This window comes from Streptosporangium sp. NPDC023615 (assembly GCF_040640155.1).
GTDB lineage: Bacteria > Actinomycetota > Actinomycetes > Streptosporangiales > Streptosporangiaceae > Streptosporangium.
This window is the reverse complement of record NZ_JBFABE010000166.1, coordinates 1-1,722: the sequence shown is the minus strand read 5'-3', so window position 1 is coordinate 1,722 and position 1,722 is coordinate 1. Positions and strand designations below refer to the sequence as shown.

The 1,722-nt window shown below is 70.7% G+C and carries 2 protein-coding genes; both read left to right on the top strand.

Annotated features, from left to right (window positions below; translation table 11 throughout):
• Positions 1-21 precede the first annotated feature (21 nt).
• The gene (locus tag AB0G16_RS38685; protein ID WP_362816001.1) at positions 22-114 is read left to right on the top strand and encodes an RICIN domain-containing protein; all 93 of its coding nucleotides are present in this window, start codon (positions 22-24) and stop codon (positions 112-114) included.
• Between the two features lie 128 nt (positions 115-242).
• Positions 243-1,722, top strand: a 1,480-nt coding sequence (locus AB0G16_RS38680; RefSeq protein ID WP_362815999.1) for a ThuA domain-containing protein, incomplete at its 3' end; no start/stop codon positions are given.

Here is a 1,722-nt window from a genome sequence, read left to right as displayed (position 1 = left end):
GCCCTCGGCGCGAACAAGTGCCTGGACGTGTCCGGCTTCGGCACGGCCAACGGCACCAAGGTGCACATCTGGACCTGCGCCGGCGGCACCAACCAGAGGTGGACCCGCGTCTGAGGCCTCCCCAGGACGGCGGCCCCATCGCGACCTCGACCGCACGACGAGTACTCAATCGATGTGGCGCCCGGCACGGCCCGGCTCATCGCCGGAAGGACCGCGCCGGGCGCCACGATGGAAGGACATCCATGCTTCGACACCTGACCCCCGCGGCGCTCGGGCGCATCGCGGGCGGCGGCGGGAGGGCCTCCGTGCCCCGACGCCTGTCGGTGGCCGCGGTGGCACTCGCCGCCGCCGCCGCCACGACCATGATTCCCGCCGTCTCCGCCCAGGCCGCCGTTCCCGCCCAGGCCGCCGTCTCCGCCAAGGCCGCCGCCTTCAAGGTGCTGGTCTTCTCCAAGACGGCCGGGTTCCGGCACGACGCGATCCCCACCGGCATCCAGACCATCCGCAACCTGGGCGCCGCGAACGACTTCACCGTGGACGCGACCGAGGACGCCGCCGCCTTCACCGCGTCCAACCTCGCCCAGTACAGGGCGGTGGTGTTCCTCAGCACCACCGGTGACGTGCTGAACGACGCCCAGCAGAACGCCTTCCAGGCGTACGTGGACGGCGGGGGCGGCTACGTGGGGGTGCACGCGGCCTCCGACACCGAGTACAACTGGCCGTACTACGGGCAGCTGGTGGGTGCCTGGTTCAGCAGCCACCCGGCGATCCAGCAGGCCACCGTGCGCAACGAGGACCGGGCGCACGCCGCGACGGCCCATCTGGGGCCGACCTGGTCGCGGACGGACGAGTGGTACAGCTTCCGGAGCAACCCGCGCCCGAACGTGCGGGTCCTGCAGAGCCTGGACGAGAGCAGCTACAGCGGCGGCGGCATGGGCGACCACCCGATCACCTGGTGCCGTCCCCAGGCCTCCGGCCGCTCGTTCTACACCGGCCTGGGGCACACCCAGGAGTCGTACGCGGACGCGAACTTCCGCACGCTGCTGCTGGGCGGGATCCGGTACGCGGCCAAGGTGACCAACGCCGACTGCCGTCCGGAGACCGGGTACACGGCGCTGTACAACGGGTCGACGACGGGCTGGTCGCAGGCCGGGCCGGGGTCGTTCACGAACAGTTCGGCCACGCTGACCTCGCAGGGCGGCATGGGCATGCTCTGGTACAACGCCAAGGAGTTCCGTTCCTACTCGCTCAAGCTCGACTGGAGGGTGAACGGCGACTCCAACTCGGGGGTGATCGTCGGGTTCCCGGCCACGACCGACCCCAACGCGGCGCTCAACACCGGGCACGAGGTGCAGATCGACGCGACCGACAGCGCGGACAAGACGACGGGGGCGATCTACGGTTTCAAGGCCGCGGACATTGCCGCACGCGACGCGGCGCTGAACCCGCCGGGGCAGTGGAACACCTACGAGCTGCTGGTGGAGGGGGAGCGCCTGCAGGTGTTCCTGAACGGTGTGAAGATCAACGACTTCACCAACACCGACCCGGCCCGCTCGCTCCAGCAGGGCCACATCGCCATCCAGAACCACGGGTCCCCCGACGTGGCGGCGTTCCGCAACATCCGCATCAAGGAACTGACCACCGTGACCCCGACGCCGACCCCGACCCCGACGCCTTCGGGGACCACGAGCGCGTTGCGGGGGGTGGGCTCGAACCGGTGCC